Genomic DNA, 25,885 nt, shown 5'->3' on the forward strand with positions numbered 1-25,885 from the left:
CCGCGGAACCTGCTTCCGGTTGTCGTGACAGGGATTATGCGCTGCGGCGATCGAGCATGGCGCGCGCTATCGTGCCGGCATCGACATACTCGAGCTCGCCGCCAACGGGCACGCCGCGCGCCAGCCGGCTGACTTTCAGGCCGCGCGCTTTCAGCATCTCGCTGATGTAGTGGGCGGTGGCTTCGCCCTCGTTGGTGAAATTGGTCGCCAGCACGACTTCGTCGACGACGCCATCCGTGGCGCGTCCGACGAGCTTGTCGAGGTGGAGGTCGCGGGGACCGATGCCGTCGAGCGGCGACAGCCGCCCCATCAGCACGAAGTACAAACCCTTGAAGGTCATCGTCTGCTCGATCATCATCTGGTCGGCAGGCGTTTCGACGACGCACAGCAAGGCCCGGTCGCGGGTGTCGTCGGCGCACAGCTCGCACACTTCGGTATCGGCGAAGGTATTGCACATGGCGCAGTGGTGCACGGTGTCCACGGCCTGGTAGAGCGCGCGCGACAGCATGGCCGCGCCCTCGCGGTCATGCTGCAGCAGGTGGAAGGCCATGCGTTGCGCCGACTTCGGACCGATGCCCGGCAAGCGCCGCAAGGCCTCGGTCAGGAAGTCGAGCGACCTGGACATGTGGGCTCCCGTCAGAACGGCATCTTGAAGCCCGGCGGCAGCGGCATGCCGGCGGTCAGGCCGCTCATCTTCTCGGCGGCGGTGGCTTCGGCCTTGCGCACGGCGTCGTTGAACGCGGCGGCGACCAGGTCTTCCAGCATGTCGCGGTCATCGCCCAGCAGCGACGGATCGATGGTGACGCGCTTGACGTCGTTCTTGCAGGTCATCACCACCTTGACCATGCCAGCGCCCGACTGGCCTTCGACTTCGATCTGAGCCAGCTGCTCCTGCGCCTTCTTCATGTTGTCCTGCATGGCTTGCGCCTGTTTCATCAAGCCTGCGAGCTGGTTTTTCATCATGGTCGGTTTCTCCAAAAAGTTCCGGATGGGTTATCAAATGGCGCGATCATCGGCCTGTTCAAGCCGCGGCCGGCTTCACCGAGCCGGGTACGACGAAGGCGCCGAAGGTGCTTTCCATGGCCTGCACGAACGGGTCGGCGGCGACCAGGGCTTCGGCCTGGCGCTGGCGCTCCTCGCGCGCGGCCTTGGCCTCGGCGGCGGCCGTGTACCAGACCGGGCCGATTTCGGTGTCGAGCGTGATGCGCACCGAAGGGAAATGTTCCTGCAGTGCGGCGCTCAGCTTCTCGCTGTTGCCGCTGACGCGCAAGGTGTCGACCGGCACGCGCAGGCGGAAAGTCGCGGCCTGCTCGTGGGCCACGCAGTCGATCAGTTCGGTCTGCAAGGCGAGCTGCTGGGCCACGCCGCGCAGCGGCAGGCCGGCGGCCAGCGCCGGCCAGTTGCCGTCCCAGCCGATGGCCGGCACCGGGGTGACAACGTAGGCGTGCGGCGGCGCGGCCGGGGCGCGCATCGCCGCCGGCGCGGGCGCGGTCACCGCGGCCGGGGCATCGGCGGCGACGGCCGTGTCGTCGGAAAATTCGGTGACCCAGGACGGCGGCTCGTCGTCCGCAGGCGCCTGCTGCATGCGCGCCTGCGGCTGCTGCTGGGCGGCTGCGCGCGGCGCGGATTGCTCCCATGGCGGTGCGGCGCCAGGCGCAGCTTGCGCCGCAGGTGCCGCACCCATGCTGGCCGACGGGCCCGGCGCCGCAGGCGGCAGCGCTGCCGGCGCGGACGCCGGTGCGGGCGCTGGTGCGGGTGCAGGTGCAGCTACTTCCGGACGCGGCTTGGCGCCGCCGCCGCCGTTGCGCCCCGAAGCGGCGCGCGCCGCTTCCAGCGCGGCGTTGATCGCGGCGCGGGCCGAGGTCATTGCCGGCGCAGGTCCGGAGGAAGCGGCAGCCGCCGGCCCGCGCACCGGTGCGGCTGCCGGGGCCGGGGCAGCGGCTGCCGGACGGCCCGGTGCGACCGCCGCATGGCTGGCGGCGGCGACCGCGGCCGAGCGTGCGGCCGGTGCCGCGGTGCCTGCCGACGCCGCGTTCGGTGCGGCCACGGCCGGCGCCTCGGCGCCACCCTGTCCCGGACGGAAGGCCAGCATGCGCAGCAGGGTCATGGTAAAGCCGGCGTACTCGTCCGGCGCCAAGCCGAGCTCGTTACGGCCGTGGACCGCGATCTGGTAGTAAAGCTGCACTTCCTGGGGATCGAAGGCCTGCGCCAGGCGCAGGATGTCGGCCAGTTCGGGAAGGTCTTGCGGCACCGCCGACGGCACCGACTGCGCCAGCGCGATCCGGTGCAGCAGGGTGCCGAGATCCTGCAGCGCGCCGTTGTACGACAGGCTGCGGCTGGCCATCTCGTCGGCCACCGCCATCAGGTCGGCGCCGTCCTGGGCCAGCAGCGCGTCGAGCAGGCGCACCAGGTAGGACTGGTCGAGCGCGCCCAGCATGCCCTGCACCGCGTCGAGCGTGACCTGGCCGGCGGCATAGGCGATCGCCTGGTCGGTCAGCGACAGCGCGTCGCGCATCGAGCCGTGGGCGCCTTGCGCCAGCAGGCGCAGGGCCGGCTGCTCGAAGCTCACGCCTTCCTGGCCGAGGATGTTCTCGAGGTGGCCGACGATGTGGCCCGGGGGCATCTGCTTGAGGTTGAACTGCAGGCAGCGCGACAGCACCGTGACCGGGATCTTCTGCGGGTCGGTGGTCGCGAGGATGAACTTGACGTGCGGCGGCGGTTCCTCGAGCGTCTTGAGCATCGCATTGAACGCGTGGTTGGTGAGCATGTGCACCTCGTCGATCATGTAGACCTTGAAGCGCGCATTGCTCGGCGCATAGACCGCCTGTTCCAGCAGCTGGGCCATCTCGTCGACGCCGCGGTTGGACGCCGCGTCCATCTCGATGTAGTCCACGAACCGCCCGGCATCGATCGCGCGGCAGGCTTCGCATGCGCCGCACGGCTCGGCCGTGATGCCGCCCTGCCCGTCCGGCCCGACGCAGTTGAGCGACTTGGCCAGGATGCGCGACAGCGTCGTCTTGCCGACCCCGCGCGTGCCCGTGAACAGGTAGGCGTGGTGCAGGCGGCCGGTCCGCAACGCATGGGTCAGGGCACGGACGACGTGCTCCTGGCCAACCAGCGTGTCGAAGTTCTTGGGACGGTATTTGCGGGCGAGGACTTGATAGGACATGCCGGGATTTTACCGCAGTTGGCGGTCGCCGCGAACAATCCTCGGCGTGCCTGGAAATAACATTGCCTTGCCGCCGGCGCGGCACCGTGCCGGTTTCGGGATGACATCCTGGGACGACAATGCCGCAGCGCCGCTGTTGCGCGCCGGGAAATCGGGTAAAAACGGAAGGAAAGGATGGGAATAAGGAGGCGAGCCTGATCTGCGGCACTTGCGGTGAACGGCTTTGGCTGCTTCGTTCCCGACCTGACCAGGTAAACCATGCCGCAATGCGCAGGGGCCCGCCAGCAATCATTATACCCGACCCCACGGTTTTTGGGGCCGGATCTTGCCGCGGCCTTTATTGCCCTTGCCTGCGCCCTTGCCTGCGCCCTTACCCGCAGCCTTAACCGCGGCCCTTCAGCAGCGCGAGCAGGGCCTGCGCGCCGGGTTCGGACGATGCCGGATTCTGCCCCGTGACGAGCAGGCCGTCGGTGAGGACGTAGGGCTGCCAGTCCGCCGCCTTGCTGTACTGGCCACCGTTTTGCACCAGCATGTCCTCGACCAGGAAGGGCACCACGTCGGTCAGGCCGACGGCCGCTTCCTCGGTGTTGGCAAAGCCGGTCACGCGCTTGCCCTTGACGAGCGGCGCGCCATCCGCGCCCTTGGCGCGCCCGAGCACACCCGGTGCGTGGCACACCGCCGCCACCGGCTTGCCGGCGGCAAGCATGGCTTCGATCAGGCGGATCGAAGCCGCGTCTTCGGCCAGGTCCCACAGCGGACCGTGGCCACCGGGATAGAACACGGCGTCGAATGCGTCGGCGGCGACACCGGACAGCTTGACGGTCCGCGCCAGCGCCTCCTGTGCCTGCGGGTCGGCGCGAAAGCGGCGGGTCGCCTCGGTCTGGGCGTCGGGCTCGTCGCTCTTCGGGTCCAGCGGCGGCTGCCCGCCCAGCGGCGAAGCCAGGGTGACGCTCGCGCCGGCATCCCTGAACACATAATAGGGAGCGGCAAACTCTTCCAGCCAGAAGCCGGTCTTCTTGCCGGTATCGCCAAGGCGGTCGTGCGAAGTCAGCACCATCAGGATGTTCATCGGGCCTCCAATGCGTCGTGATCGAAGGCGCAGTCTACCCGCCCGGCGCCCCGGACGACGCACGCCAACGCCGCCCGCACGACCGACCCGACGACAAGCCGGACTACAGGCCCAGCTGCTGCCAGATGCCGTCGACGCGCGCCTTTACTTCCGGCGTCATCGCGATCGGCGTACCCCACTCGCGGTTGGTCTCGCCCGGCCACTTGTTGGTGGCGTCGATGCCCATCTTGCTGCCCAGGCCGCTGATCGGCGAGGCGAAGTCGAGGTAGTCGATCGGCGTGTTGTCGACCATGACCGTGTCGCGGGTCGGGTCGACGCGCGTCGTGATCGCCCAGATCACTTCCTTCCAGTCGCGCACGTTCACGTCCTCGTCCACCACCACGATGAACTTCGTGTACATGAACTGGCGGAGAAAACTCCACACCCCGAACATGACGCGCTTGGCATGGCCCGCGTACTGCTTCTTCATCTGCACCACCGCCATGCGGTAGCTGCAGCCTTCCGGCGGCAGGTAGAAGTCGGTGATCTCGCTGAACTGCTTCTGCAGCAGCGGGATGAACACCTCGTTGAGCGCCACGCCCAGCACCGCCGGTTCGTCGGGCGGTTTGCCGGTGTAGGTCGAGTGGTAGATCGGGTCGCGGCGCATCGTGATGCGGTCGATGGTGAAGACCGGGAAGCTGTCCTGCTCGTTGTAGTAGCCGGTATGGTCGCCGTACGGCCCCTCGAGCGCATGCTCGAAGCCGGACGGGTGGTTCGCATCGGGGTAGATATGCCCTTCCAGCACGATCTCGGCGGACGCCGGCACGCGCAGCTCGCTGCCGATGGCTTTCGTGAGCGCCGTGCGCTGGCCGCGCAGCAGGCCGGCGAACTGGTATTCGGACAAAGCGTCCGGCACCGGCGTCACGGCGCCCAGGATGGTGGCCGGATCGGCGCCAAGCGCCACCGCGACCGGATACGGCTTGCCCGGGTTGGCCAGCGCATGCTCGCGGAAGTCGAGCGCGCCGCCGCGGTGCGCGAGCCAGCGCATGATGACCTTGTTCCGGCCCAGCACCTGCTGGCGGTAGATGCCCAGGTTCTGGCGTTTCTTGTGCGGCCCCTTGGTGATCACCAGGCCCCAGGTGATCAGGGGCGCCACGTCGCCCGGCCAGCAGTGCTGGATCGGCAGGCGCGCCAGGTCGACGTCCTGCCCTTCCCAGACGATCTCCTGGCAGGGCGCGCCGCGCACTTCTTTCGGCGCCATGTCCCAGACCGCCTTGACCAGCGAACCCAGGCCCATGATGTCCTTGAAGCCCTTGGGCGGCTCCGGCTCCTTCAGGCGCGCGAGCACGTGACCGATTTTCCGCAGTTCGCCCACGTCTTCCGCCCCCATCCCGAGCGCGACGCGGCGCGGCGTGCCGAACAGGTTGCCCAGCACCGGGATCGTGTGCGGAACGCCGCCCGGGCCGACGGGCTTCTGGAACAGCAGCGCCGGACCTTCGGCACGCAGGGTCCGGTCGCAGATCTCCGTCATCTCGAGGTTGGGCGACACCGGTACGCCAACATGCTTGAGCTCGCCCATTCGCTCGAGCTGAGCCATAAAGTCCCGCAAATCTGAATATTTCATCAAGTTTTGATCGTTATCTCGACCGTAGAAGGTTGTTCAAGGCACCATGCCAAGTAGCTGATTTTGCAAGACATTTGAAAATTTCATCTTGGAAATCAGAACTAAAAGTAATAAGAGCGGATTGTGCTAGGGTTGACTTGGTATAAAGCTGCCACTAGAATCCGTCCTACTTGATGAGGCAGGCAAGTCTTTCTGACATGATTTTAGCTGTTCTCATGCATTCACGGGGTCGGGGCCCCACATGACATTTTGAGGAGTGTTTTCACTGGGCGTCTGCCCATCCCCCCGAGACAGTTGTTGAGCCACTGGTTCTGCCCGCCTGGGTGTTAAGCAGCCAGCTGTAGCAAGGCAATGACGGCGTTAGTCGGCCGCAACGCGGCGACCTACGATATTTCTGATGCACGGCACATAGCCCGAACACAGCGCGAACTTCATGTTGACGCGCCGTGACAGGAGCCTTTTTGCCGCGACAAGGGGAATTCGATGATCAATCGTTTCATCACGAGCGCAAGGCTCGTGCAATCCATGGCCAACCAGCCGGTCACGTGGTCGGGCATGGGCAAAGCAGCTCGCGGTCTGCTGAACACCGCACGCAACACCCTGACCATCTTCGGTCTCTCGGCAGTCGCAACGCTCGCGCTGCTGTATACCAACGAAGACGCTGCCAAACGCGTCTCCGAACTGCTGGATCCACAGCCGGAAATCGCCGCCGTTGCCATGACCGCCCCGGTCGTCGCGGTCGCGCCGGCGCCAGTCGCCATGACGGTTACCGAAGCCGTCGAAACGGAGCACGCCGCCGCCCACCCCGCGCTCGGCAACACCAAGCAACAGCAACGGGTCACCTCCTGGCTGAGCAAGCGCTACCGCGTCGCCAGCGATGCCGCCAACATGCTGGTCTCGACCGCTTACATCACGGCGCACGAGGTCAAGCTCGACCCGCTGCTGATCCTGGCCGTGATGGCGATCGAATCGGGCCTGAACCCGTTCGCCGAAAGCCCGATGGGCGCCAAGGGCCTGATGCAGGTCATGGCCAAGGTCCATCACGACAAGTTCGAGCAAGTGGGCGGCCAGGAAGCCGCCCTGAATCCGGTCGCCAACATCAAGGTGGGCGCCCTGATCCTGAAGGATTACGTGCAGCGCACCGGCTCCATCGAAGGCGGCCTGAAGACCTACGTCGGCGCCGCCGACCTGGAAACCGACTCCGGCTACGGCAACAAGGTGCTGGCCGAGTACCACCGCCTGAGGCAGGTCGCCCAGGGCCAAAAGGTGCCGACCTTCACGCCGCGCCAACCGGCGCCGATCGTGGTCAAGCGCGACCCGGCCCCCGCCCCGGCCGAGGGACCGCAGGCCGCGCCCGCCGCCCCGGCCGAAGGCCACACCGCGGAAAAGCTGGCCACGCTCTGAGGCGCGTACCGCACTCCTCATCGGCCACCGCTTGCGGTGGCTTTTTTTGCCGCCCGGTTTTGCGGCTCCGGACTGCGGCCCGTGTTGCGTGAACGGTACGGCCGACCCATCCGATTTTTCGGTGCCGAATAAAACAAAAGCCACCGGGCAATGCCACGGTGGCTTCCTCTCTCTATATATAGAGGGATGCGATCAGCGCCGTGCGTCGGCCGCTACTTCGTCCGGGCGCAGGTTCGAGGCCAGCTTGTCCAGCACGCCGTTGACGTACTTGTGCCCATCGATACCGCCGAAGGACTTGGTCAGCTCGACCGCTTCGTTGATGACGACGCGGTACGGGATTTCCGGGTGGTTCTTCAGTTCGTAGGCGCCCAGCAGCAGCACGCCGTGTTCGATCGGCGACAGCTCGGCCACGTTGCGGTCGATCAGCGGGGCGATGCTTTCGCGCAGCTCGACCGAGGTGCTGATGGCGCCGTTGAGCAGGTCGGCGAAGTACTCACCGTCCGCCTTGTCGAAGCCGTGTGCGCCACGGATGTTGGCGACCACCGTACGGGCTGGTTCATTGTTCAGCAGCCATTGGTACAGGCCCTGCAGCGCGAACTCTCGCGCGCGGTGGCGCGGGGTGCGGTTCTTGCTCGGGTTGGCGTGCGTGGTTTTATCGGTCATGTGATTCCTTCCTTGTTCTTGTTCTTGTTTTTACTCTTCCTCGGCCTGCAGCTCTTCCAGCGCGAACAGCAGGTTCGACATCTCGACGGCCACGCGGGCTGCGTCGGCGCCCTTCTCGGCCATGCGGGCCTCGGCCTGCTCGTCGTTCTCGGTGGTCAGGATGGCGTTGGCGATCGGCATGCCGTAGTCCAGGCCGATGCGCGTGATGCCGGCGCCCGACTCGTTCGCCACCAGTTCGAAGTGATAGGTTTCGCCGCGGATCACCGCACCCAGTGCGATCAGCGCGTCGAACTGCTGGGTCTCGGCCATCTTCTGCAGCGCCAGCGGCACTTCCAGGGCGCCCGGAACGGTGATGTGCAGGATGTCCTCGTCCGCGACGCCGAGGCGCTTGAGCTCCGCCAGGCACGACGACAGCAGGCCGTGGCCGATATCCGCGTTGAAGCGGGCCTGCACGATCCCGATGCGCAGGCCTTCGCCTGCCAGATTGCTTTCAAAAGTTCCTACCGTCATGGCTGACCTCTTCTTTCTGTATGTGTTCTCTATATTAGTGTGGTTGCGGATCCGGGCGCGCCACGCCGGGCGCGCCGTGCCGGCGCATCGTACTGTATGTCAGGCCGCAGGCTGCGGCAGGTAGCCGGTCACTTCCAGGTCGAAGCCAGTCATCGACGGCATCTTGCGCGGATTGGCCAGCAGCTGCATCTTGCCCACGCCGAGGTTGCGCAGGATCTGCGCGCCGATGCCGTAGGTACGCAGGTCCATCGACGCCGCGCGGCTGCTCCTCGGGCTGGTGTCGCGCGGGGCGAACTGGGCGAACAGCTGGTCGGCGGTTTCGCCCGCGTTCAGCAGCACGATCGCGCCGCGCTCGCTGGCCTGGATCGCCTTCATGGCCGAGGCCAGGTCCCAGGAGTGGGTGCTGGCGCAGTTGCCCAGCACATCAAGGATCGACACCGGCTGGTGCACGCGCACCAGCGCTTCTTTTTCCGGCGCAAGCTCGCCGTGCACCAGCGCCAGGTGCGCCGAGCCGCTCGGCTTGTCGCGGAAGGCCACCAGCTTGAACTCGCCATGCACGGTGCTGAGCGGGCGTTCGGCCACGCGCTCGACCAGGCTTTCGTTCTGGCTGCGGTAATGGATCAGGTCGGCAATGGTGCCGATCTTCAGGTTGTGCTCCCTGGCGAATTCGATCAGGTCCGGCAGGCGCGCCATGGTGCCGTCTTCCTTGATGATCTCGCAGATCACCGAGGCCGGGGTCAGGCCGGCCATCTCGGTCAGGTCGCAGCCGGCTTCGGTATGGCCGGCGCGCATCAGGACGCCGCCCTTCTGGGCGCGCAGCGGGAAGATGTGGCCCGGCTGCACCAGGTCGTCCGGGGTGGTGCCCTTGTTCACGGCCACCTGGATGGTGCGCGCGCGGTCGGCTGCCGAGATCCCGGTGGTCACGCCCTCGGCCGCTTCGATCGAGACCGTGAAGTTGGTGCCGAACGAGGTGCCGTTCTTCGAGGTCATCATCGGCAGCGCCAGCTCGTCGCAGCGTTCCTCGGTCAGCGTCAGGCAGACCAGGCCGCGCGCGTGGCGGATCATGAAGTTGATCGCTTCCGGGGTGACGAAATCGGCGGCAAGCACCAGATCGCCCTCGTTTTCGCGGTCTTCTTCGTCGACAAGAATGACCATGCGCCCTGCGCGCAATTCGGCAACGATTTCCTCGGTGCTGGAGATAGACATACGGATTCCTCGGGTTTTGCGTAATCCGCTATTTTAATGGATTTACCGCCATTCAACCGGGTCCATGCCTGTCCGGCCGGAGCACGAGACTGCGCATTCGTCAACGGCTGTTGCTATGTTGCAACATGCAACAATTCGCGTATATTTGCCGCGAAGCAATTGTTAAGCTCCGTGGCCATTGCACGCAACATGAACAGCGTGCCCACGCATGACTCGATTATGATTAACACATCGCGGTTGGTGGTGTCGCCAGGGCTATTTCCAAGCGGTACCCGACCATCCTTCGGAGTTGCCATGCCGGTAGTTTCACATCATTGCGCATTTGGCGGCTTTCCTTACGTCGCCGAGGGAAGGCCCTGTTGATGGCGAAGATCCTGATTGTCGACGATCGGCCGAGCAACCGCGCATTCCTGATCGCCCTGCTCGGCTACACCGGTCACCGCCTGGTCGAGGCGGAGGACGGCGCGCAGGCATTGGCGCTGGCGCGCGCGCAGCGTCCCGACCTGATCATTACCGACATCCTGATGCCGACCATGGACGGCTATGAGCTGGTGCAGCAGATCCGCCACGATCCTGACCTGCGCACCGTCCGCGTGATCTTCTTCTCGGCCGTGTACGCCGAGCGCGATACCCGGGCCATGGCCGCCCGCTGCGGCGTGGCGACCGTGTTGCCGAAGCCGGCCGACGCGAACCAGATCCTCGAAGCCGTCAGTGCCGAACTCGGCATAGCCGCAGGATCCGCCCCGCTATCGGCCGAGCACTGCCGGCAGGAACGCGAGCGGGATCTGCCGTTCGACCTGTCCGCGCGCCTGGCCGAACTAGAACGCATGTGCCTGGCCCTGATCGGCGAGCGCCGCGTCGAGACGCTGGCCGCCTCGTTCCTGGACGCCGCGCGGCGCGTCCTGCATGCCGACTGCGCCGCCCTGTGCCTGCTCGACAGCAGCGAGCGCCAGGTGCGCCACCTCGACGCCTGGTCGCTCGACCCTGCCCTCCTCGGCCCGCACGTGTGCGACGAATCCAGCCTGCCCGGCGTGCTGCTGCGCGCCAGGGCGCCGCTGCGCCTGGGCGAAGGCGACAACCTGCTCGCCACCCTGCCCTCCGGTCACCCGGGACTCGGCAGCTTCCTCGGCTTGCAGGTGCATGACCTGCAGCATCCGCACGGCTGGCTGTATTGCGCGCGCCGGCCCGGCGCCCCGGCCTTCTCGGACGAAGAAGAACGCTGGGCCACGGCGCTGGCCGCCCAGCTGGCGGTAGCCTACGAGAACCTGAACCTGTACGAGACGGTACAGCGCCACGCGGCCCAGTTGCAGCTGGAAGCGCTGGCGCGCGCCGATGCCGATGCCGCGCTGCGCGACAGCGAGCACCGGCTGGAACTGGCGCGCCAGGTGTTCGACAGCACCCGGGAAGGCATCATGATGACCGATGCCGAGGCCAACATCGTCGCCGTCAACCCGGCCTTCGAGCAAATCACGGGTTTCCGCGAATCCGAAGTGATCGGCAAGAACCCGCGCATCCTGCGCTCCGGGCGGCACGACGCCGCCTTCTATCGCGGCATGTGGAATTGCCTGGAACAGGACGGCCAGTGGCGCGGCGAAATCTGGAACCGCCGCAAGAACGGCGAAGTCTATCCCGAGCGCACCAGCATCAGCGCGGTGCGCGACGAGTCCGGCCAGCTGACGGCCTATGTGTCGGTGTCGACCGACCTCTCCGCCCTGAAGGCCGCCCACCACCAGCTGGACTTCCTGTCGAACCACGACGCGCTGACCCAGCTGCCGAACCGCTCGCTGTTCAACGACCGCCTGCAGCAGGCGATCGCCGCCGCACGCCAGGGCGACGGCCAGCTCGCGCTGCTGCTGTTCAATGTCGACCGCCTGTCGCGCATCAACGACAGCCTTGGCCATGCCGCCGGCGACGCCGTGCTGCGCGAAGTGGCGCGCCGCGTGGGCGCCATCGCCGGCCCGACCGATACGCTGGCACGCCTGTCCGGCGACGAATTCGTGCTGCTGCTCACCGGTTGCCACGACAGCGAGGACATCATCCTGGCCGCGCGCCGCCTGATCGATGCCATCGCCCAGCCCCATTCGGTGAGCGGGCACGACGTGGTCGTTACCGGCAGCGTCGGCATCAGCATCTTCCCGCGCGACGGCAATGCCCCGGGCGACCTGCTCAAGGCGGCCGACGCCGCCCTGTCGGAGATGAAGGAAGCCGGGCGCAACGGCTTCCGCTTCTTCAAGGGCGAGATGAACGCGCAGGCACTGCGCTGGCTGGCGCTGGAAACGCGCCTGCGCCGTGCGATCGGGCGCAACGAACTGGCCCTGCATTACCAGCCGCAGATTTCGCGCACGGACGGCAGCGTGGTGGGCATGGAAGCGCTGCTGCGCTGGCGCAGCGAGGAAATCGGCGTGGTCCCGCCCTGCGACTTCATCCCGTTGGCCGAGGATACCGGCCTGATCCACCCAATCGGGGAATGGGTGATCCGCCAGGCTTGTTTCCAGAACAAGGCCTGGCAGGACGCCGGCCTGCCGCCGGTGCGGGTGGCCGTCAACGTCTCGGCCAGCCAGTTCAAGGCCGGCTCCGTGAGCGGCGTGGTGCGCCAGGCACTGGCCGACAGCGGGCTGGCTCCACGCTATCTCGAAGTGGAACTGACCGAAAGCGTGGTGCTGGGCGACAGCGCCGCGGCCGAAGCGCAGATGGCCGAGCTGCGCGCGATGGGCGTGTCGCTGTCGCTAGACGACTTCGGCACCGGCTACTCCTCGCTCGGCTACCTGTCGCGCTTCCCGCTCGACAAGCTCAAGATCGACCAGACCTTCGTCCGCAACATCACCACCGAACAGCGCAGCGCCGCCATCGCCCAGGCCACCATCGCACTGGCGCGGGGCCTGTCGCTGTCGGTGGTGGCCGAAGGGGTGGAAACGATCGGGCAGCGCGACGCCCTCGGACTGATCGGCTGCGACGTGATGCAGGGTTACCTGTACAGCCGGCCGGTACCGGCGCACGAGATGGCGCAGTTGCTGGCCAAGGCCCGGGTCGCGCCGTGACCGCACTGCCGCGCCGGCCGTTCCCGCCCGGTCGCAAGCGTACGCGGCTCCCGTGCGCGGTAGAATGCCTGCTCGTCCACTGAGGAATCATCAATGAGTCACCATCTCGTGCGCGGCCTGGCCCTGGCAGCGGCGTTGTCTGCATGTGCGCTGGCCGGCGCCGCAAGTGCTGCCGCGCCGGCTGCCGCGCCAGCAGCCGTCCCTGCCGCCGCGCTGCGCCTGGACGCCCCGATTCCGGTCGGTCCTCAGGTCAAGGTCGGCAAGCTCGCCAACGGGCTCACCTATTACATCCAGCGCAATGCCAGGCCGGAACGCAAGCTGGAATTGCGCCTGGTGGTCAAGGCCGGCTCCATCCTCGAAGACGAGGACCAGCGCGGCCTGGCGCATTTCGTGGAGCACATGGCCTTCAACGGCTCGACCAACTTCCGCAAGCACGAACTGGTCTCCTACCTGCAGTCGATCGGCGTGGGCTACGGCGCCGACCTGAACGCCTATACCTCGTTCGACGAAACCGTCTATATCCTGCCGATCCCGACCGACAGGCAGGAACACGTGGACAAGGCCTTCCAGGTGCTCGAGGACTGGGCCCACGGCCTGCGTTTCGACCCCGAGGCCATCGAGAAGGAACGCGGCATCGTGCTCGAAGAGCTGCGCCTGGGCAAAGGCGCGTCGGACCGGATGAGCAAGCAGATCATGCCGAAGATCTTCAACGGCTCGAAATATGCCGAACGCCTGCCGATCGGCACCGAGGAGGTGCTGCGCAGCTTCACGCCCGAGGCCGTCAAGCGCTTCTATCGCGACTGGTACCGCCCCGACCTGATGGCGGTGGTGGTGGTCGGCGACATCGACCCGGCGCGCGCCGAACGGCTGGTGAAGGCGCACTTCGCGAAACTGAAGAACCCGCAGCCCGCGCGCCCGCGCCCCTATGCCGACATCCCGGCGCGCCAGGAAACCGAGGCGCTGGTGGTCACCGACAAGGAAGCGACCGGCAACGCGGTCCTGATCCGCTACCCGGTCCAGCCGGTACGCGAAGCCGGCACCATCCGCGCCTACCGCGAAGACCTGGTGCAGGCGCTGTTCTCGGGCATGCTCAACCAGCGCCTGCAGGAACTAGCCCAGCAGCCCGAACCGCCCTTCATGGGCGCCAGCAGCACGCTCGGCAAGCTGACGCCGCGCTACCGCTCCTACAACGCCTCGGCCGCGCTCGGCCCGCGCGGCGCCGAAGCGGCCCTCACCGCCCTGGTCGAGGAGAACGAGCGCGCGCGCCGCCACGGCTTCAGCGAGGGGGAACTCGAACGGGTCAAGAAGAACCTGATGCGCACCTACGAGCAGGCCTGGAACGAGCGCGCCAAGAGCGATTCGAGCACCTACGCGGCCGAATACATCCGCAACTTCCTGCAGCAGGAAGCGATTCCCGGCATCGACACCGAATACCGCTACGTCAGGGAGCTGGTACCCGGCATCACCCTGGAAGAGATGAACGCCTACGCACGCCGCACCATTCCAGCCGACTCCGGCAAGCTGGTGCTGTACACGGGCGTCACCCGGCCCGAGACGCCGGACGGCCGGCAGCTGCTGGCCACGGTCGCCGCCGCCCAGCGCGCCGAACTCCGGCCGCGCGACGAAAAGGCCGTGGCGGCGCGCCTGATGGAGCGCCTTCCGCAGCCCGGCACGATCGTCGCCCAGTCACAGGACAAGGCCCTCGGGCTGACCCGCCTGACCCTGTCCAACGGCGTCAAGGTCATCCTCAAGCCGACCGACTTCCGCAACGACCAGGTATTGATGAGCGCGGCCCGCTTCGGCGGCCAGAGCCTGTTCGGCGACCAGGACCTCCTCAATGCCCGCTTTGCCAACGCCATCGTCGCCAGCATGGGCGTCAAGGAGTTCACCCCGCTCGACATGCGCAAGATCCTGGCCGGCAAGGCGGCGCAGGTGAATGTCGGCCTGGCGAACTATACCGACGTGGTGGTGGGCGCCTCCGGCGCGACCGACATCGAAACCATGCTGCAGCTGACCTGGCTGAAGTTCCACGGCGTGCGCCGCGACGAGGACTTGTTCCGCTCCTACGTCGGCAGGCAGGCCGAGCAGGCGCGCAACCAGACCGCACAGCCGGGCGCGCGCTTCGGCGACGCCGTCATGTCCGCGCTCTACAACAACCACCCGCGCGCCCCGCGCACGCTCAAGGCGGAAGAGTACGAGCAGATCGACCTCGACCGCAGCATCGAGATCTTCCGCCAGCGTTTCTCCTCTGCGCGCGACCTGACCTTCATCCTGGTCGGCAGTTTCGATGCGGCCGCGATCAAGCCGCTGCTGGCGACCTACCTCGGCAGCCTGCCGACGCCCGACATCCCGGTGGCCTACCGCGATGTCGGCCTGCGCCCGGCGACGGGCGTGGTCAAGCGGGAGGTGCGCAGCGGTTCCGAGCCGAAGAGCACGATCTCGCTGACCTTCACCGGCCCGGCCGAGTTCTCCGAAGCCGAGCAGCTGCGCCTGTCGGCGCTGCTGGAAGTGACCAATATCCGCATCATCGAGGTCCTGCGCGAGCAGATGGCATTGATCTACGGCGGCGGCGCCAGCGGGGTGCTGAGCAAGATCCCGTACGGGAACTACTCGATCGGCGTGACCCTGCCGACCGGTCCGGAGAACGTGGACAAGGTGATCGCGGCGACCTTCGCCGAGATCGGGAAGTTGCAGGCGCAGGGGCCGCTGGCGGCCGACCTGGAGAAAGTGAAGCGCAACTGGATCCAGAACCACCGCCGCTCGCTGCGCGAGAACGGCTACTGGCTGGGCCACCTGCAGACGGCGCTGAGCGAAGGCACCGATCCGGCCTCGATCCTGGAAATCGAGAAGCAGGTGCAGGCCTTGACGGCCGAGCAGATCCGCACGGCGGCGCGGCGCTACTTCAACGACCGGAACTACGTGCAGGTGGTACTCAATCCCGAGAAGCCGGCGGCGACGGTGGCGGCGACGCAGGCCGAAGCAACGGCGCCCGGCGGTTGATCCGCAGGGTGGGCCGGCAAGTCATGCACTGCCGAACGCGTGGGCGGCGGCCACAGTGCGGATCAGCCGGAACCTCAGGTGGCGCCGCCCACCCTGCGAAAAGCAGCCTGCTCAGCCTTTTGCGGACATCATGCGCTCGACGTAGCGCGCGATCAGGTCGATCTCCAGGTTCACCAGCGAGCCCGCCTTCAGGTGCTTGAGCGTGGTGACCTCGATCGTGTGCGGGATCAGGTTGATCGAGAAGCGGCAGACTTTGCTGCCTTCGGCCTCGATGTCCTCGACCCGGTTCACGGTCAGCGACACGCCGTTGACCACGATCGAGCCCTTGTAGGCGAGGAACTTGGCCAGTTCGTGCGGCGCGTCGATCACGAGCTCGCGCGACTCCCCCACCGGCTCGAAGCTATGCACCGTGCCCAGGCCATCGACGTGGCCGGACACCAGGTGGCCGCCCAGGCGCTCGGCCAGGGTGAGCGCCTTTTCCAGGTTGACTTCCCCTGCCGCTTCCAGCCCGACGGTCTTGCTCAGGCTTTCGCGCGAGACGTCCACGGCGAAGGTCTTGTCGGTCTTGGCCACCACGGTCATGCAGGCGCCGTTGATGGCGATCGAGTCGCCCAGCGCGACGTCCGCCAGCGGCAAGGGGCCGGCATCGATTTCCAGGCGCACGCCCGCGAACGAGCCGCCCTCCAGCGGGGTGACGGAAGTGATGTTGCCGACGGCGGCGACGATTCCAGTAAACATGCAGCTTATTCCTCAGTGTTGATATCGGTGTTGGCCTCAGGGCCGGTGAATCTTGCCAGGATGCGGATGTCGTCGCCGACCCGCGCCACGTCATGGAAGCGCAGCCGGCGCTTGTCCGCGAGGCGCGCCAGCGGCGGCAGGTCGAACATGCCCTGCCCCGGCCCGACCAGGCTCGGGGCCAGGTAGACCAGCAGCTCGTCGACGCAGCCTTCGCGCAGCATCGAGGCATTCAGTTTCGAACCGGCTTCGACGTGGACTTCGTTGATCTCGCGACGGCCGAGTTCGCGCATCAGCGCCGGCAGGTCGACCTTGCCCTTCGGGTTCGGCAGATGGATGAGCTCGTGGCCGGCCGCGCGCAGCGCCGCCGCCTTCTCGGGCATCTCGACGGCGGCCACGATCCAGCACGGCTCGCCCTGCAGGATGCGGGCGCCGGGGGCGATCTCGAGCCGGCTGTCGACGATCACGCGGCGCGGCTGCATCGGCGTGTCGATGCCGCGCACGTTCAGCTGCGGGTCGTCGGCCTTGACGGTCCCGATGCCGGTCAGGATCGCTTGCGCGCGTGCGCGCCAGGCGTGGCCGTCCGCGCGGGCATCCGGACCGGTGATCCACTGGCTTTCGCCGTTGTCGAGCGCGGTGGCGCCGTCGAGGCTGGCCGCGACCTTCAGGCGCACCCAGGGCAGTGCGCGCCGCATGCGCGAAAAGAAGCCGATGTTCAGCTCGTGGGCCTGGTCGGCCAGCACGCCCGAGCTGACCGCGATGCCGGCCGCCTCCAGCTGGGCCAGCCCGCGCCCGGCAACCAGCGGGTTCGGATCGGTCATCGCCGCCACCACGCGCCCCAGGCCGGCCTGCACCAGCGCGTTCGAGCACGGCGGCGTGCGCCCGTAGTGGCTGCACGGCTCGAGCGTGACGTAGGCCGTGGCCCCGCGCACCTCATTGCCGCGCGCCTGCGCATCGCGCAGCGCCTGGATCTCGGCATGGGCCTGCCCCGCCGGCTGGGTGTGGCCGGCGCCGATCACGACGCCGTCGCGCACGATCACGCAGCCGATCCGCGGATTCGGCGCCGTACTATACATGCCTTTTGCGGCCCACTGCAGGGCCAGCGCCATGCCTTCGGTATCGTTGTGGATTGCTGCCCTGTCGTTTGCCAAGTCTGTCCCGCGGTTGGATTGCGCCATGCCTACGGCGCTTCGGCGCCGTCGCAGCCCTCGTCGCGCGCCGGATTGCACAGCCGCGCCCGCCCGAGCATGTTGATTTTAATACGCCGGATACCCTCGCCGTGGAACAGCGAGAGGGTGCCGAGCCGGGAGGTGCTGCTGCTGGTGTCGCTGCAGCTGCGCCCGGCGCCATTGTAGGCGATGTATTGAGGCGGTGCAGACTGGGTGAAGGAAAAGGCGATGCGCACGCCCGGCGGCAGCGGGCCGTGCACGGCCAGCACCTCGTCCGCCGGCCCGGGACGGCGGTCGCCGTCGCGGTCGACGAAGACCGTCCAGCCTTGGGTCCAGTCGGCGCCGGCGGCATCGCGCGGCATCAGCTTGACGCGCTCGTTGCGGGCGATGGCCTGCGCGCGGGTGAGGAGGATCGCGCCGAACAGGTCGCCGGACGCGGTGCGCAGTTGCTGCGCAGCGACGAGGGCATGCAGGTCCGGGGCAGCAACGGCCGACATGATGGCGGCAATGCCGAGCACGACGACCAGCTCGGTCAGCGTGGCGCCCCCCGACCGCGCCGTCGGCGCGAACGTCCCCGGGCAAGGCCCTTCACGGCCAGCAGCGTGGTCCATCGCCGCTCGCGCCCTGTGCGCCGGTGCTGTCGAAGCTCAGTTCGCCGCACTCGGGGTCGCTGAAACCCGCGTCCACGAGCGCGGTGCCAGGCCGGGCACGCAGCTCGATGCACTGGTCGATGTCCTGGCCTTCGCAGGCATGGCCGTCGAGCTCGTACGCACTGGTCTCGGGACGGGACCCGAGCCACCAGCGGAACTGCCGGCTGTCCGGATCGGACGATGCCGACGAGAAGGCGATGTAGGTGTGGTGCTGTGCGCGGTACTGTTCCTGGCGCTGCATGGCGTCGACCAGCGCAAGCTGCGCTTCCACGCGGCGCATCTTCACGACATGCCGCGTATAGCCCGGATAGGCCAGCGCCGCAAGGATCGTCACGATCGCCATCACGATCATCAGTTCGATCAGGGTAAATCCGGTAGGCCGTCTCATCGCCGCTCCGTGTTCATCGATGCGCCGGCTGCTGCCAGCGCTTCCTGCAAGTTGCCGATTTCCCGCCAGCCGACACGCATGCCCGGTCCGCCCGGCGTTCCGGGCGCGCCCGGGGGCTTTGCCTGTCCGGACTGCCCGGGCTCCGGAGGGCCTGGCAGCCCGGGAGGATTGTCCGGGCCGCGCGGCCCTTCCCTGTCCGGCATTCCGGGGTTGCCGGGGTTGCCGGGTAGCCCGGCTGCCCCGGGCGGTCCAGCGGGGGCCCCGGCCGCGACCAGCTTGCGGTAATAGGCCTCGATGGCGACCTGCGTCGTGCCAGCGCTGCCGAACCCGAGCGCCGTGACGCGGTACAGCATCGCCTCCGGACCGGAGGGCATCAGCTCGATGAGGTAACGCGGCGCCTGCGCGGCAAGCGCGCCTTCTCCCGCCGCAATCAGCGCCCCGGTGTAGCTGCCGAGCAGGACGCCAGGACCTTCCTCGTCCGCCAGCGCGGCCAGGATGTCGCCGCTGTCCGCCGCATGTGCGCACAGCCCGTCATACGGCGGGGCGCCGCCGCAGCCATCGGCGAAAGCGGCGGCGGCGGCATTGGCGAGGGCGGCAGCACGGGCGGACGCCGCGTCGGCGCCGCCTTCGATGTCGTGCTCCGCATCGGCAAGCGCAGCCATGGCGCCATGCAGCGCCAGCAAGCGGTCACGCTCGTGCCCCGCGGCCCTGGCGCCGTAGATGGCACTGCGTGCGGCGGCGATGCTCGTCATCAGCACTGCCAGCATCAGCAGCAGGGCCGTCAGCAGCGCGGCGCCGCGTTCGGGCCTCCTGCTCCAGCGGGTCATCTTGCTCGCATCCATGGAGGTCTCACCGGACACGCGACGGCAGCGCCACGGTGGCATCGAACACCTTGCGATAGCGCGGCCGCCCGTTGCCGGCGAGCGCCGTCTCGGCCAGCCGCGTGCCCGCGTCGACACCGCCTTGTTCGCCGCCATACTCCGGCCCGAACAGGTCATGGATGGCAGACGCTGCCCCTTCCAGCGGACTGTGCGGCCCGCGCAGCAGCAGCGCCACGCGCACGCCGGCAATTTTCTTCCAGTGCGTGCGCCGCCGAAGGTCCGCCTCGCGCTCGGCCGCCGTGACGCCGGCCAGCGCCAGGGAACCGTCGAGTCCGGCCAGCGTGCCGGCATTCACATAGCGCTCGGGCGCGCCGTCGGCATCGAGGTCGAGCCCGTACAGCACCTGGAAGCTGTCGACGGCGCCGACCACCGCATCGGCCGACCAATTGCCGCTGTTGCCCCGGTACTTGCAGCGCAGTTCGGCATCGCCGCGCGCGTTGCGGGCCACGTAGAAGATGCTCCAGCCCTCCTCGTCGCGGTGGACGGCGAAGCCGGCGCAGTCGAGGGTGGTGCCGTCGCCGGGAGGCGCCCCGCTGCCGGGAAAGCGCAGGGCGAGCACGTCGCTGCCGTTGACGGACGCGGCGACGACGTTGTCGATGCCGGAGCCGGTCCGCGTGACGCTGCGCGCATCGAGGCCGGCCAGGCGTGCCGGCGCGGCCGCATCCGGCCCGCCGCTGTCGCGCTCCCAATCGACGGCTGCGGACTGCCGCACCGCACGCGCGAGCACGTCGAGCGCGTAGCGTCCGGCATCGTCCATCGCCGCCGTCTCGAGCTGCGCGGCAAAGGCGCGGTTGGCCCACACGAACAGGCTGCCGGCGGCGAGCAGCACGCCCAGCCCGACCGCCATGGCGACCAGCAGCTCGGCCATCGTCATGCCGCACTGGCGCAGCCCTGCCTGCAGCCCCGGCTTCGCCCGCCACGACACGGACGGCGTCATCGGAGCACCGCCACGTAGCCTGGCGCATCGCCCGTGCCCTGCCAGCCGAGCTTGACCACCGGCAGCGCGTCCGCCGCGTCGTCGCAGCTCCAGCGCCAGCCGCGGGCGGCGCTGTCCCAGGGCGAGCCGTCGCGGCACACTTCGATGCGCCCGCGCGGAAACCGCGCGTGCACCGCCTGGCGGATCTCGTGCAGGTCGAATGCGGCCAGTTGCTCCGGCGTGCAGACGGTACCGCCGAAGCAGCTCACCGGCGCCACCGGGGCGCCGCCGGAGGCGTCGTAGCGCAAGCCGAGATAGGGATTGGCGGCCCCGGCCAGGCTGGCGAGCGCCGGATTGAGCTGCATGCGCGCCGCCAGCGAGGCTGCCAGCAGGGCGGCTTCGGACAGCAAGGCCGATTGCTGCCGCGTGCGCTCGGCCGTGATCTGGGTGGCGCCGGCGCCGACGATCCCGACCGCCAGCACGAATAGCGCGACCAGCACTTCGACCAGCGTAAAACCCTGCACCTGCCGCATGCTTCTTATTTTCTGCTGCCCCAGCACGGCCACCTCCGATACACCAGCGTTGACGGACCGGCGCAGCCGCAAAGGGCCACGCCAACGACGAGCTGCGAAGTTATCAATCGTGCAAAGGCCGGCGCTGAGCTGGCGCAAGCGCGGCGGCCCGGGCGGAAAGGATGTGCGGCTGGCTTGCTGCAGGCTTTGCCCGCAGAAGGTAGGGGGAACTTATTTGCGCGGATGGCCGACTTCGGCCAGCGCTTCCTGGAACTCCGCCAGGTCTTCGAAATTCTTGTAGACCGAAGCGAAGCGGATGTAGGCGATCTTGTCGAGGCGCTTGAGTTCCTGCATCACCAGTTCGCCGACATAGCCGGTGTCGACCTCGCGGCGGCCGCTGGTCAGGAGCTTTTCCTCGATCGAGGCGACGGCGGTGTCGATGGCTTCGGCGGCGACCGGGCGCTTGCGCAGGGCCAGCATCAGGCTGCCGCGCAACTTGGCCGGCGCGAACTCGGTACGGCTGCCGTTCTTCTTGACGATGATCGGCATCGACAGCTCGATGCGCTCATAGGTGGTGAAGCGCTTGTCGCACTTGCCGCAGCGCCGGCGCCGGCGGATGGCATCCCCCTCTTCCGACACGCGCGTGTCGAGGACCTGGGTATCTTCATGCTGGCAGAACGGACATTTCATGGGCGCCGGGATGCTGTCGGGGCCGCGCAAGGTGTCGACACCCGCGGCCCCCGGTTGGTATTGCTGTTACTTGGCGTAGACCGGATACTTGTCGGTCAGCTGCTTCACTTCCGCCTTCACGCGCTCGATGGTAGCAGCGTCGTGCGGGTTGTCCAGCACGTCGGCGATCAGGTGGCCGACCTTGACCGCGTCTTCTTCCTTGAAGCCGCGGGTGGTGAAGGCCGGGCTGCCGAGGCGGATGCCCGAGGTGACGAAGGGCTTCTGCGGGTCGTTCGGGATACCATTCTTGTTGCAGGTCATGTGGGCCTGGCCCAGGATCGCTTCGGCTTCCTTGCCGGTCAGGCCCTTGGCGCGCAGGTCGACCAGCATCACGTGCGATTCGGTACGGCCCGAGACGATGCGCAGGCCGCGCTCGGTCAGGGTGTTGGCCAGGGCAGCAGCGTTCTTGACCACCTGCTTCTGGTATTCCTTGAATTCCGGCGACAGCGCTTCCTTGAAGGCCACGGCCTTGCCTGCGATCACGTGCATCAGCGGACCACCCTGGATGCCCGGGAAGATCGCCGAGTTGATCTGCTTCTCGTACTCGGCCTTCATCAGGATGATGCCCCCGCGCGGGCCGCGCAGCGACTTGTGGGTGGTCGAAGTGACGAAGTCGGCGTGCGGCACCGGGTTCGGGTACTCGCCCGCGGCGATCAGGCCGGCGTAGTGGGCCATGTCGACCATGAAGTAGGCGCCGACTTCCTTGGCGATACGGGCGAAGCGCTCGAAATCGATGCGCAGGGCAAACGCGGAGGCGCCGGCGATGATCATCTTCGGCTTGTGCTCGCGCGCCAGGCGTTCCATTTGTTCGTAGTCGATGTCTTCCTGCTCGGTCAGGCCGTAGGAGATGACGTTGAACCATTTACCGGACATGTTCAGCGCCATGCCGTGGGTCAGGTGGCCGCCTTCGGCCAGCGACATGCCCATGATGGTGTCGCCCGGCTTGAGCATGGCGAAGAACACGCCCTGGTTGGCCTGCGAACCCGAGTTCGGCTGCACGTTCGCGGCTTCGGCGCCGAACAGCTGCTTGAGGCGGTCGATCGCCAGCTGCTCGGCGACGTCGACGTATTCGCAGCCACCGTAGTAGCGCTTGCCCGGGTAGCCTTCGGCATACTTGTTGGTCAGCTGCGAGCCCTGCGCTTCCATGACGGCCGGCGAGGTGTAGTTCTCGGACGCGATCAGTTCGATGTGGTCTTGCTGCCGAACGTTTTCTTTTTGGATGGCATCCCACAGTTCCGGGTCGACATTGGCGAGCGTATGATCTTTTCCAAACATGTAAAACTCCAATCGAGAGAAATACCAGGCAACGGGCAGCGCAGGAATCGCGGGGCGGCAGGCGCAGGGCAACCTGAACGCACATCCAGCGCGTACCAGTCGATGGCTGCCCAGGCGAACGGCGAGTGACATCTCACGTTCCCCGGTGGGTGCCCACCTTTGCCGTGTGCCGCGGCACCCATCGGGACGCGGCGGCGCACGGTGTTTCGCCAGTTACGTGAGACGTAATATGACCCCAGATTGTATGTGATCCGGGCCCCTTAGGGCAAGGAAACTGCTGTCTGGCTGACAAGGCCGCCTGCCCGCGGGGGCTGCCTGCAGGCTTGTGACCATTTCGGCTACAATTTTCAGCTGCATCTGCACCCCGCATCTCCACCATTCTCGTCCTTCAGGATAGACCATGATCGTCTTCATTACCGGCGCCTCGGCCGGCTTCGGCGCCGCGATGGCCCGCACTTTTGTCAGTAACGGCCACCGCGCCATCCTCGCCGCCCGCCGTACCGACCGTGTCGCCGACCTGGCGCGCGAGCTCGGCGATGCCGCCCTGCCGGTCACGCTGGACGTCACCAGCCGCGCCTCGATCGAGGCCGCACTGGCCGGGCTGCCGGAGGGCTGGCGCGACATCGACGTGCTCATCAACAATGCCGGCCTGGCGCTGAACACCAAACCGGCCCACGAAGTGCCGCTGGAAGACTGGGACACGATGATTGCGACGAACTGCCAGGGCCTGGTGACCATGACCCGCGCGGTGCTCCCGGGCATGGTGGCACGCGGCAGCGGCCTGGTCATCAACCTGGGCTCGGTGGCGGGCCACTATCCTTACCCGGGCGGCAACGTGTACGGCGCGACCAAGGCCTTCGTGGAGCAGTTCACCCTGAACCTGCGCGCCGACCTGGTCGGCACCGGCGTGCGCGCCACCAACCTGGCGCCGGGCCTGTGCGGCGGCACCGAGTTCTCGAACGTGCGCTTCAAGGGCGACGACGACGCCGCCGCCAAGGTCTATGAAGGCACCACCCCGCTCACGGCCGAGGACATCGCGAACACCGCCTACTGGATCGCCACCCTGCCGCCACACGTGAACGTCAACAGCATCGAGTTGATGCCGACCTGCCAGGGCTTTTCGCCGTTCGCCATCAAGCGCACATGATACGTAGGGTGGTCGGCACATTGAGGCATGTAACGCGCGCTCTGCAATTGTGAGAAAGTGTTACAGTAATTGGCCTTCCGGCCATGTTTCACGTCTACTAATGCCGCACTGCCGTGTCTTGACGAAAGGCACGTCCACACTTTTGCGCCCATATGTTCGCAAGCGTACATATAGGCGCTGAAAATCGCGTAAAATGTTTCCTATTTACACTTAAATGGCAGGGGAAATGCCTTCAGCTTTTGACTGGACAGTCAGGGTCTATTACGAAGATACCGACGCCGGCGGCATCGTGTTTTACGCCAATTATCTGAAATTCTTCGAACGGGCACGTACCGAGTGGTTGCGCGCTGCCGGTATCGGACAGCAGGAACTTCTTGCTACCGAAGGCGTCGCGTTCGTCGTCAAGAGCGCATCCCTCGACTACCACGCCCCGGCCCGGCTCGACGATGTGCTGACCATCCGCACCACCGTCGACAAGCTCGGCCGCGCTTCGGTCCAGTTCGCCCAGGAGGCATGGAAAGGCGAGACGCTGCTGACCACCGCCAGCGTCAGGGTCGGCTGCGTCGATGCCGCCACGATGCGTCCGCGCTCGCTCCCCGACCATGCTGCTGATAAAATGCGCGCCGCATAATGCGCATGCACAGTTAAAAGATATTCGACAACAGAACCGTTCCCGATGACCGCGACCCAAGACCTTTCGTTTATGTACCTGATCAGCAATGCCCACATCCTGGTGCAGCTGATCATGGCCCTGTTGCTGATCCTGTCGGTAGTCAGCTGGACCTACATCTTCCGCAAGGTGTTCGCCCTGCGTGCGGCCCGCAGCCAAACCGAGCAGTTCGAGCGCAGTTTCTGGGCCGGCGGCAACCTGCACACCCTGCACCAGAGCGCCAGCAGCCAGCGCGACCAGAGCGGCCCGCTGGCCCGCATCTTCGAAGCCGGCATGGGCGAATTCATCAAGGGCAAGCAGGCCGCGCGCGACGCGATGGACATGGGTCCGGTGCTGGACGGCTCGCGCCGCGCCATGCGCGCCGCCTTCCAGCGCGAACTCGACGCCCTCGACATCCACCTGAACTTCCTGGCGTCGGTCGGCTCGGTCTCGCCGTACATCGGCCTGCTCGGCACCGTGTGGGGCATCATGAACGCCTTCCGCGGCCTGGCCAGCGTGGAACAGGCCACGCTCGCGATCGTTGCGCCCGGCATCGCCGAAGCGCTGATCGCCACCGCGATCGGCCTGTTTGCCGCGATCCCGGCGGTGGTCGCGTACAACCGCTTCACCCACGACATCGATCGCCTGGCGATCCGCTTCGAGAGCTTCGTCGAAGAATTCTCGAACATCCTGCAGCGCCAGGCGCGCTGAACGAGAGGACCCGTCGATGGCCTTTTCCAGCAGCCTGCGCAGCGGACGCAAACGCAATTTCAAATCCGAGATCAACGTCGTGCCCTACATCGACGTGATGCTGGTGCTGCTCATCATCTTCATGGCGGTACCGGCCAACGAAGTGCCGAGCGTGGTGAACCTGCCCAGCGCCGAGAAATCGGCGCTGCCGCCGGACACCTATATCCAGATTTCGATCCAGCCTGACAACAAGCTGTCGATCGGCGTCGGCGGCAAGCAGCGCGTCGCGCCGGAAGACGTGGCCGACCGCACCGCTCTGCTCGCGCGCCTGCGCGCCCTGCACGAGGAACACCCGGACTATCCGGTCCTGATCGCCGGCGACCGCGACAGCAAGTACGACGACGTGATCCAGCTGATCTCCGAAGCGAAGAAGATGGGCATCAACCGGGTGGGATTGGCCACCCAATAACGAACAGATGTCA

The 25,885-nt window shown here is 67.1% G+C and carries 24 protein-coding genes, 1 other RNA gene and 1 riboswitch; of the genes, 7 read left to right on the plus strand and 18 right to left on the minus strand.

Annotated elements, in window-relative coordinates:
* Positions 1-34: 34 nt before the first annotated feature.
* The 6 genes from recR to ubiD form a co-directional block, all read right to left on the minus strand.
* The gene (gene recR / locus ACFFJK_RS12530) at positions 35-625 is read right to left on the minus strand and encodes a recombination mediator RecR (protein WP_379679511.1); all 591 of its coding nucleotides are present in this window, start codon (positions 623-625) and stop codon (positions 35-37) included.
* An 11-nt stretch (positions 626-636) separates the two neighbouring features.
* Positions 637-963, minus strand: coding sequence for a YbaB/EbfC family nucleoid-associated protein (locus ACFFJK_RS12535; RefSeq protein ID WP_379679513.1), 327 nt, complete (start codon positions 961-963; stop codon positions 637-639).
* Between the two features lie 58 nt (positions 964-1,021).
* Positions 1,022-3,169: a DNA polymerase III subunit gamma/tau gene (locus ACFFJK_RS12540; RefSeq protein WP_379679514.1), complete on the minus strand. Its 2,148-nt coding sequence runs from the start codon at positions 3,167-3,169 to the stop codon at positions 1,022-1,024.
* Between the two features lie 184 nt (positions 3,170-3,353).
* Positions 3,354-3,452: signal recognition particle sRNA small type (gene ffs, locus ACFFJK_RS12545), an RNA gene on the minus strand.
* A 99-nt stretch (positions 3,453-3,551) separates the two neighbouring features.
* Positions 3,552-4,238 carry a type 1 glutamine amidotransferase domain-containing protein gene (locus tag ACFFJK_RS12550; RefSeq protein ID WP_379679516.1) on the minus strand — a complete coding sequence of 229 codons (687 nt, stop codon included), beginning with the start codon at positions 4,236-4,238 and terminating at the stop codon, positions 3,552-3,554.
* 103 nt (positions 4,239-4,341) lie between these two features.
* The gene (gene ubiD / locus ACFFJK_RS12555) at positions 4,342-5,841 is read right to left on the minus strand and encodes a 4-hydroxy-3-polyprenylbenzoate decarboxylase (protein ID WP_379679517.1); all 1,500 of its coding nucleotides are present in this window, start codon (positions 5,839-5,841) and stop codon (positions 4,342-4,344) included.
* A 483-nt stretch (positions 5,842-6,324) separates the two neighbouring features.
* On the opposite strand from ubiD, the gene ACFFJK_RS12560 reads away from it, so the two are divergent.
* The gene (locus ACFFJK_RS12560; RefSeq protein WP_379679518.1) at positions 6,325-7,245 is read left to right on the plus strand and encodes a transglycosylase SLT domain-containing protein; all 921 of its coding nucleotides are present in this window, start codon (positions 6,325-6,327) and stop codon (positions 7,243-7,245) included.
* Positions 7,246-7,437: 192 nt separating this feature from the next.
* On the opposite strand, the gene nusB is transcribed toward ACFFJK_RS12560, so the two are convergent.
* The 3 genes from nusB to ribBA form a co-directional block, all read right to left on the minus strand.
* Positions 7,438-7,908 (minus strand): transcription antitermination factor NusB, encoded by a 471-nt coding sequence (gene nusB / locus ACFFJK_RS12565; RefSeq protein WP_379679519.1) that lies wholly within the window; start codon positions 7,906-7,908, stop codon positions 7,438-7,440.
* Positions 7,909-7,938: 30 nt separating this feature from the next.
* Positions 7,939-8,418, minus strand: a complete 480-nt coding sequence (gene ribH, locus ACFFJK_RS12570) for a 6,7-dimethyl-8-ribityllumazine synthase (protein ID WP_379679520.1) — start codon at positions 8,416-8,418, stop codon at positions 7,939-7,941.
* A 99-nt stretch (positions 8,419-8,517) separates the two neighbouring features.
* Complete coding sequence (gene ribBA, locus ACFFJK_RS12575) at positions 8,518-9,624, minus strand: bifunctional 3,4-dihydroxy-2-butanone-4-phosphate synthase/GTP cyclohydrolase II (RefSeq protein WP_379679521.1); 1,107 nt, start codon at positions 9,622-9,624, stop codon at positions 8,518-8,520.
* Between the two features lie 362 nt (positions 9,625-9,986).
* Here ribBA and ACFFJK_RS12580 point away from each other — a divergent pair, with 362 nt between their 5' ends.
* Together ACFFJK_RS12580 and ACFFJK_RS12585 are read left to right on the plus strand one after the other, a co-directional pair.
* The gene (locus tag ACFFJK_RS12580) at positions 9,987-12,662 is read left to right on the plus strand and encodes a two-component system response regulator (protein ID WP_379679523.1); all 2,676 of its coding nucleotides are present in this window, start codon (positions 9,987-9,989) and stop codon (positions 12,660-12,662) included.
* 93 nt (positions 12,663-12,755) lie between these two features.
* Positions 12,756-15,662 (plus strand): M16 family metallopeptidase, encoded by a 2,907-nt coding sequence (locus tag ACFFJK_RS12585; RefSeq protein ID WP_379679524.1) that lies wholly within the window; start codon positions 12,756-12,758, stop codon positions 15,660-15,662.
* A gap of 111 nt (positions 15,663-15,773) precedes the next feature.
* On the opposite strand, the gene ACFFJK_RS12590 is transcribed toward ACFFJK_RS12585, so the two are convergent.
* From ACFFJK_RS12590 to glyA, 9 genes are all read right to left on the minus strand, one after another.
* Positions 15,774-16,400: a riboflavin synthase gene (locus ACFFJK_RS12590; protein ID WP_379679525.1), complete on the minus strand. Its 627-nt coding sequence runs from the start codon at positions 16,398-16,400 to the stop codon at positions 15,774-15,776.
* Positions 16,401-16,405: 5 nt separating this feature from the next.
* Complete coding sequence (gene ribD, locus ACFFJK_RS12595) at positions 16,406-17,575, minus strand: bifunctional diaminohydroxyphosphoribosylaminopyrimidine deaminase/5-amino-6-(5-phosphoribosylamino)uracil reductase RibD (RefSeq protein WP_379679527.1); 1,170 nt, start codon at positions 17,573-17,575, stop codon at positions 16,406-16,408.
* A 2-nt stretch (positions 17,576-17,577) separates the two neighbouring features.
* Positions 17,578-18,177 (minus strand): GspH/FimT family pseudopilin, encoded by a 600-nt coding sequence (locus ACFFJK_RS12600; protein ID WP_379679528.1) that lies wholly within the window; start codon positions 18,175-18,177, stop codon positions 17,578-17,580.
* Positions 18,155-18,604 (minus strand): type IV pilin protein, encoded by a 450-nt coding sequence (locus tag ACFFJK_RS12605; protein WP_379679529.1) that lies wholly within the window; start codon positions 18,602-18,604, stop codon positions 18,155-18,157. The genes ACFFJK_RS12600 and ACFFJK_RS12605 overlap by 23 nt, the downstream gene beginning before the upstream one ends.
* Positions 18,601-19,446, minus strand: a complete 846-nt coding sequence (locus ACFFJK_RS12610) for a pilus assembly protein (protein WP_379679531.1) — start codon at positions 19,444-19,446, stop codon at positions 18,601-18,603. Before ACFFJK_RS12610 ends, ACFFJK_RS12605 begins: the two co-directional genes overlap by 4 nt.
* Before the next feature lie 7 nt (positions 19,447-19,453).
* Positions 19,454-20,422, minus strand: coding sequence for a PilW family protein (locus tag ACFFJK_RS12615; protein ID WP_379679533.1), 969 nt, complete (start codon positions 20,420-20,422; stop codon positions 19,454-19,456).
* Positions 20,419-20,934 (minus strand): type IV pilus modification protein PilV, encoded by a 516-nt coding sequence (pilV, locus tag ACFFJK_RS12620; protein ID WP_379679535.1) that lies wholly within the window; start codon positions 20,932-20,934, stop codon positions 20,419-20,421. The genes ACFFJK_RS12615 and pilV overlap by 4 nt, the downstream gene beginning before the upstream one ends.
* Before the next feature lie 210 nt (positions 20,935-21,144).
* Positions 21,145-21,603, minus strand: coding sequence for a transcriptional regulator NrdR (nrdR, locus tag ACFFJK_RS12625; protein ID WP_379679537.1), 459 nt, complete (start codon positions 21,601-21,603; stop codon positions 21,145-21,147).
* Between the two features lie 66 nt (positions 21,604-21,669).
* A complete protein-coding gene (gene glyA, locus ACFFJK_RS12630) occupies positions 21,670-22,917 on the minus strand; it encodes a serine hydroxymethyltransferase (RefSeq protein ID WP_379679538.1) in 1,248 nt (415 codons plus the stop codon).
* A gap of 101 nt (positions 22,918-23,018) precedes the next feature.
* Positions 23,019-23,144: riboswitch (ZMP/ZTP riboswitch) on the minus strand.
* A 173-nt stretch (positions 23,145-23,317) separates the two neighbouring features.
* On the opposite strand from glyA, the gene ACFFJK_RS12635 reads away from it, so the two are divergent.
* The 4 genes from ACFFJK_RS12635 to ACFFJK_RS12650 all read left to right on the plus strand — a co-directional run bounded on the left by ACFFJK_RS12635 (position 23,318) and on the right by ACFFJK_RS12650 (position 25,872).
* On the plus strand, positions 23,318-24,064 hold the full coding sequence (locus ACFFJK_RS12635) for an SDR family oxidoreductase (protein ID WP_379679539.1): 747 nt from the start codon (positions 23,318-23,320) through the stop codon (positions 24,062-24,064).
* A 226-nt stretch (positions 24,065-24,290) separates the two neighbouring features.
* Positions 24,291-24,695, plus strand: coding sequence for a tol-pal system-associated acyl-CoA thioesterase (ybgC, locus tag ACFFJK_RS12640; protein WP_379679541.1), 405 nt, complete (start codon positions 24,291-24,293; stop codon positions 24,693-24,695).
* 45 nt (positions 24,696-24,740) lie between these two features.
* Entirely contained in the window at positions 24,741-25,424 is a 684-nt protein-coding gene (tolQ, locus tag ACFFJK_RS12645) for a protein TolQ (RefSeq protein ID WP_379679542.1), read from the plus strand.
* 16 nt (positions 25,425-25,440) lie between these two features.
* Positions 25,441-25,872: a biopolymer transporter ExbD gene (locus tag ACFFJK_RS12650; RefSeq protein WP_379679543.1), complete on the plus strand. Its 432-nt coding sequence runs from the start codon at positions 25,441-25,443 to the stop codon at positions 25,870-25,872.
* Positions 25,873-25,885 lie beyond the last annotated feature (13 nt).

It is taken from the genome of Massilia consociata (assembly GCF_042432755.1).
Lineage (GTDB): Bacteria > Pseudomonadota > Gammaproteobacteria > Burkholderiales > Burkholderiaceae_D > Telluria > Telluria consociata.

Bases quoted from the DNA above. Each gene is read 5' to 3' on its own strand.
- ACFFJK_RS12610 (WP_379679531.1), bottom strand. From the start codon at position 19,446: ATGGATGCGAGCAAGATGACCCGCTGGAGCAGGAGGCCCGAACGCGGC.
- ACFFJK_RS12615 (WP_379679533.1), bottom strand. From the start codon at position 20,422: ATGACGCCGTCCGTGTCGTGGCGGGCGAAGCCGGGGCTGCAGGCAGGG.
- ACFFJK_RS12585 (WP_379679524.1), top strand. From the start codon at position 12,756: ATGAGTCACCATCTCGTGCGCGGCCTGGCCCTGGCAGCGGCGTTGTCT.
- ACFFJK_RS12600 (WP_379679528.1), bottom strand. From the start codon at position 18,177: ATGGACCACGCTGCTGGCCGTGAAGGGCCTTGCCCGGGGACGTTCGCG.
- ACFFJK_RS12560 (WP_379679518.1), top strand. From the start codon at position 6,325: ATGATCAATCGTTTCATCACGAGCGCAAGGCTCGTGCAATCCATGGCC.
- ribD (WP_379679527.1), bottom strand. From the start codon at position 17,575: ATGGCGCAATCCAACCGCGGGACAGACTTGGCAAACGACAGGGCAGCA.
- ACFFJK_RS12590 (WP_379679525.1), bottom strand. From the start codon at position 16,400: ATGTTTACTGGAATCGTCGCCGCCGTCGGCAACATCACTTCCGTCACC.
- tolQ (WP_379679542.1), top strand. From the start codon at position 24,741: ATGACCGCGACCCAAGACCTTTCGTTTATGTACCTGATCAGCAATGCC.
- ubiD (WP_379679517.1), bottom strand. From the start codon at position 5,841: ATGAAATATTCAGATTTGCGGGACTTTATGGCTCAGCTCGAGCGAATG.
- ACFFJK_RS12550 (WP_379679516.1), bottom strand. From the start codon at position 4,238: ATGAACATCCTGATGGTGCTGACTTCGCACGACCGCCTTGGCGATACC.
- ACFFJK_RS12540 (WP_379679514.1), bottom strand. From the start codon at position 3,169: ATGTCCTATCAAGTCCTCGCCCGCAAATACCGTCCCAAGAACTTCGAC.
- ybgC (WP_379679541.1), top strand. From the start codon at position 24,291: ATGCCTTCAGCTTTTGACTGGACAGTCAGGGTCTATTACGAAGATACC.
- glyA (WP_379679538.1), bottom strand. From the start codon at position 22,917: ATGTTTGGAAAAGATCATACGCTCGCCAATGTCGACCCGGAACTGTGG.
- recR (WP_379679511.1), bottom strand. From the start codon at position 625: ATGTCCAGGTCGCTCGACTTCCTGACCGAGGCCTTGCGGCGCTTGCCG.
- ACFFJK_RS12650 (WP_379679543.1), top strand. From the start codon at position 25,441: ATGGCCTTTTCCAGCAGCCTGCGCAGCGGACGCAAACGCAATTTCAAA.
- ribH (WP_379679520.1), bottom strand. From the start codon at position 8,418: ATGACGGTAGGAACTTTTGAAAGCAATCTGGCAGGCGAAGGCCTGCGC.
- nusB (WP_379679519.1), bottom strand. From the start codon at position 7,908: ATGACCGATAAAACCACGCACGCCAACCCGAGCAAGAACCGCACCCCG.
- ACFFJK_RS12605 (WP_379679529.1), bottom strand. From the start codon at position 18,604: ATGAGACGGCCTACCGGATTTACCCTGATCGAACTGATGATCGTGATG.
- ACFFJK_RS12535 (WP_379679513.1), bottom strand. From the start codon at position 963: ATGATGAAAAACCAGCTCGCAGGCTTGATGAAACAGGCGCAAGCCATG.
- ACFFJK_RS12580 (WP_379679523.1), top strand. From the start codon at position 9,987: ATGGCGAAGATCCTGATTGTCGACGATCGGCCGAGCAACCGCGCATTC.
- nrdR (WP_379679537.1), bottom strand. From the start codon at position 21,603: ATGAAATGTCCGTTCTGCCAGCATGAAGATACCCAGGTCCTCGACACG.
- ribBA (WP_379679521.1), bottom strand. From the start codon at position 9,624: ATGTCTATCTCCAGCACCGAGGAAATCGTTGCCGAATTGCGCGCAGGG.
- pilV (WP_379679535.1), bottom strand. From the start codon at position 20,934: ATGCGGCAGGTGCAGGGTTTTACGCTGGTCGAAGTGCTGGTCGCGCTA.
- ACFFJK_RS12635 (WP_379679539.1), top strand. From the start codon at position 23,318: ATGATCGTCTTCATTACCGGCGCCTCGGCCGGCTTCGGCGCCGCGATG.